Source organism: Promineifilum sp. (SeqCode) (genome assembly GCF_041918635.1).
Taxonomy (GTDB): domain Bacteria; phylum Chloroflexota; class Anaerolineae; order Promineifilales; family Promineifilaceae; genus Promineifilum.
On record NZ_JAYRVJ010000618.1, the window covers coordinates 1 to 4062 of the forward strand.

General features: G+C 67.1%; 6 protein-coding genes. All 6 read left to right on the forward strand.

The window, feature by feature from the left end:
- On the forward strand, positions 1-283 hold a 283-nt coding region (locus ACE3UY_RS18275), incomplete at its 5' end, for a GNAT family N-acetyltransferase (RefSeq protein ID WP_374688916.1).
- Positions 280-1767, forward strand: a complete 1488-nt coding sequence (locus tag ACE3UY_RS18280) for a trimethylamine methyltransferase family protein (protein WP_374688917.1) — start codon at positions 280-282, stop codon at positions 1765-1767. The genes ACE3UY_RS18275 and ACE3UY_RS18280, both read left to right, overlap by 4 nt.
- Entirely contained in the window at positions 1764-2273 is a 510-nt protein-coding gene (locus ACE3UY_RS18285) for an N-acetyltransferase family protein (protein WP_374688918.1), read from the forward strand. Before ACE3UY_RS18280 ends, ACE3UY_RS18285 begins: the two co-directional genes overlap by 4 nt.
- Positions 2274-2465: 192 nt before the next feature.
- Positions 2466-2858 carry an STAS domain-containing protein gene (locus ACE3UY_RS18290; protein ID WP_374688919.1) on the forward strand — a complete coding sequence of 131 codons (393 nt, stop codon included), beginning with the start codon at positions 2466-2468 and terminating at the stop codon, positions 2856-2858.
- Between the two features lie 5 nt (positions 2859-2863).
- Positions 2864-3286 carry an ATP-binding protein gene (locus tag ACE3UY_RS18295; RefSeq protein WP_374688920.1) on the forward strand — a complete coding sequence of 141 codons (423 nt, stop codon included), beginning with the start codon at positions 2864-2866 and terminating at the stop codon, positions 3284-3286.
- On the forward strand, positions 3286-4062 hold a 777-nt coding region (locus ACE3UY_RS18300), incomplete at its 3' end, for a PP2C family protein-serine/threonine phosphatase (RefSeq protein WP_374688921.1). The genes ACE3UY_RS18295 and ACE3UY_RS18300, both read left to right, overlap by 1 nt.

The following is a 4062-nucleotide window of genomic DNA, read 5'->3' on the forward strand; positions in this document are numbered from 1 at the left end:
CCTGCTCCCCACAGAAGCCAACCAAGCGTTCCCGGAGCTGGCCGGCTGCGCCATGATCCGCGAGGTGCACGTCTACGGGCCGGTGCTCAATCCCGGCGACGGCAGTGCGGGCGAAGCGCAGCACACCGGCCTGGGGGCCAGGCTCGTAGAGCGGGCCAGGGCGATGGCGCGGGCGGCGGGCTACGACCGGCTGGCCGTCATCAGCGCCATCGGCACGCGGGCGTATTACCGGCGGTTGGGGTTTGAGGTGGACGGACTCTATATGATGACTGGCCTGAGATGAAGAGGAACACAGAGAGACACAGAGGGCGGACACAGCGAGACACGGAGGAAGAACCCCCGCCCGCCAACGCCCGCCCTCGCCTGACGCTGTTGTCGGAGGAGCAGAAGCGGCAAGTCCACGGCTACGCTCTGCGCATCCTGGCGACGACGGGCGTGCGCGTCGATTCGCCGCGCGTGCTGCGCTTCCTGGAGAAGCGGCTGGGCGCGACGGCCCGCGACGATATCCTCCAACTGCCGCCGGCGGTGGTCGAGGAGGCGTTGCGCAGCGCCCCGAAAACCATCGACGTATACGACCGCGCCGGCCGCCACGTCTTCAAGCTGGGCGACGACCGGCTGCGCTTCGGCATCGGCGTCACGGCGCTGTTCTATCAGGACCCGCTGACCGACGACGTGACGCCCTTCACCCGCCGCCACATGCAGGACATGGTGCGGCTGGGCAGCGTCCTGCCCCACTACGACGTCATCTCCACCGTCGGCATCGTCCAGGATGTGCCGGTGGAACTGACCGACCTGTACGCCAGCCTGGAGATGATCGCCAACACGACCAAGCCGCTCGTGCTGCTGGTGTCGGACGAGACGAAGTTTCCGGCGGTGCTGGACATGTTCGAGGCGCTGCACGGCGATCTGGCGGCGCGGCCGTTCGTGCTGCCCTACTTCAACCCCGTCTCGCCGCTGGTGGTCAACGAGGGCACGGCCGACAAGCTGATGACGGCCGTGGCGCGCGGGCTGCCGGTCATCTATTCCAACTACAGCATGGCCGGCGCGTCCACACCGCTGACGCCGGCCGGCACGCTGGCGCTGCTGCTGGCCGAACTGCTGGCCGGGCTGACCATCAGCCAGCTCATCCGCCCCGGCGCGCCGATCAGCCTGGGCATGCTGCCGGTCTACTTCGATATGAAGACCATGATGAACTTCTACGATCCGCAGAGCATCCTGGTCAACCTGGCTTGCGCGGAAATGATGGCCCACTATGGCCTGCCCCACACCGGCACGTCGGGCAGCGGCACGGGCTGGGGCATGGATCTCATCGCCGCCGACACCTACTGGATGAACGCGCTGACGTTCAGCATGACGGGGGGCGGCCTGGCCCCGTTCATCGGCGACACACTCGGCTCCAAGGCCATCTCGCCGCTGACGCTCGTCCACGTGCACGAGATCATTGACCAGGCGCGGCGGCTGGCCGGCGGCTTCCAGCTGGACGACGCCCACGCCGTGCTGGAAGAGATCGACGCGGTCGGCCCCGGCGGCCACTTCCTGACGACGCCCTCGACGCTGGAACGGTACAAGACGGGTTACTACACCAGCCGCCTCTTCCCCCACTGGAGCATGGAGACGTGGCAACTGGAGGGGCGGCCGGCGGCCCAGGACGTGCTGCGGCGGCGCACTGTCGAGTTGCTGCGCGACCTGCCCGCGCCGGCCGACCACGAGGAACTGCTCGACCGCGGGTGTGCTTTCATCAAACGCTTGCCGATCAACCCCCTATGACGCCTATTATTCGTGAAGCGCGGCCGGCGGACGCTGCCCAGATCATCGCCTATCTGCGCCGCATCTTTGCCGAGCCGGGCATCAACCTGATCACCGAGGTGGACGAGTTCACGCCGACGATCGAGACGGAGGCGCGCATCATCGCCGACATGGGCCGGCAGCCTAACTGCCTGTTCCTGGTGGCCGAGTATGATGGGCAAATCGTTGGCCAACTGACACTGGACGGCGGCAAGCGGCGCAACGTGCGGCACGCGGCGACGCTGGGCATCACTGTGGCCCAGGCGTGGCGCGGTCGGGGCGTCGGCCGCCGGCTGATCGAGTGGGCCATTGACTGGGCGCGCGACGCCGGCACGCTGAGCCGCATCGAACTGCACGTTTTCGCCCGCAATACGCGGGCCATCGCCCTGTACGAGTCGTGCGGCTTCGAATACGAGGGCACGCGCCGCCGCGCCGTCCACCGCAGTGGGGAGTACATCGACGACCTGGTCATGGCGCTGTTGTTGTAGAGAATGGCTACGGATTACGACGGATGAAACGGATTAAGAAACCGTCTTTATTCGTTTTATCCGTCGTAATCCGTAGCCATTTCTTTCTCTTTACTCGGCATATTGACCACGGCCCGGTCGCTATGTACTATATACGGCACTCCGGCCTCGCGCCGGGCATTGCGCGAGCAGGCAAAACGGGAGGCGATTGACATGGAAATAACGGCTTGGCGTGAGACCGGCCCCGCGCCGGTGACGATCCTGCAACTGACGGGCGACCTGATCGCCGAGGAGCCGCTGGAGGCGCGCGCGCGGGCGGCCTTCGCCGAGGGGGCGCGCAACATCGTGCTCGACCTGTCGCACGTGCCGTTCATCAGCAGCGCCGGCCTGCGGGCCATCCACACCATCTACATGCTCCTGCGCAGCGCCGACACGGCCGACGCCGAAGCCTCGGTGCGCGAGATCATCCATGGCGCCTACAAGTCGCCCCACCTCAAGCTGGTTAATCCCTCGAAGAACGGTATGAAGGCGCTGTCGACCGCGGGCTACGACATGTTCCTCGACATCCACGACACCATCCCGGCCGCCGTCAGTTCTTTCGGATGAAATCCTTGACGTTGCGCTACAGTTCGGCCACGGTCAGAGACCTGAACGACATCCGCGACTACCTGGAAGGTGCGGTGACCATGCTGGGCGGCACGGAGGATGACGCCGGCGACCTGGTGCTGGCCGTCAATGAAGCCGTCACCAACGTCTTGCTGCACGGTTACGAGGGCGCGCCGGGGCCGCTCAGCGTCGGCGTCGAGGCCGATGGCGACGAACTGCGCGTGATCCTGACCGACGAGGCCCCGCGCTTCGACCCGACCACCGTCCCGCCGCCGGACATCTACCGGCCGCTGGAGGAGCGGCCGCTGGGCGGGTTGGGCATCCACATGATGCGCCAGCTGACGGACGCGCTCGTTTACCGCGCCCTGGACGGCGGCAACGAACTCATCTTCATCAAGCGCCACGCCCTGGCCCCCGCCGCCAACTGATGGCTACGCCGCCCGCTTTCGTCACTCAGACCATCCTCACGCCGGCCGAGTTAGCGTCGCTGGCCGGGACGGAGGAGCGCATCTACGCGCCGACGGGGACCGTTGTCATCCGCGAGGGCGAGGTGGGTGACGCCATGTTCGTCCTGGTGGAGGGCGAACTGGCCATCACGGTCAAGGGCAAGCGCATCGACTATCTGACGCCGGGGATGATCCTGGGCGAGATGGCCATGCTGGACGACCGGGCCCGCAGCGCCACAGCCCACGCCGCCACCGACTGCTGCCTGCTGCGCATCGAGCGCCCCCGCTTTATGGAACTCGTCAGCCGGTCGCCGCAGTTCGCCCTGCGGGTGATGAACATCATGTCCGTCCGGACGCGGCGGCTGATGGAGGAAGAGGTCAAGCGCCAGCGGATGGAGGAGGAGTTGGCCATCGGCCGGCGCATCCAGCTCAGCCTGCTGCCGGCCGCCTGCCCCTACGTGCCGGGTTACGAACTCGCCTCCGGCTACCGCGCCGCGCGCGAGGTGGGCGGCGACCTGTACGACTTCGTCGTGACGCCGGACGACCCGACGCAGGTGCACCTGATGATCGCTGACGTGACCGGCAAGGGCGTGCCGGCGGCGCTCTACATGGCCGTTAGCCGGACGCTGATGCGCACCTACGCCCTCGACGGGCACAGTCCGGCCGAGGCGTTGCGGCGGGTGAACGAGTTCATCCTGCAAGACAAAGGCTCGCCGCTCTTCCTGAGCGCCTTCTACGCCGTACTGGACACGCCGACG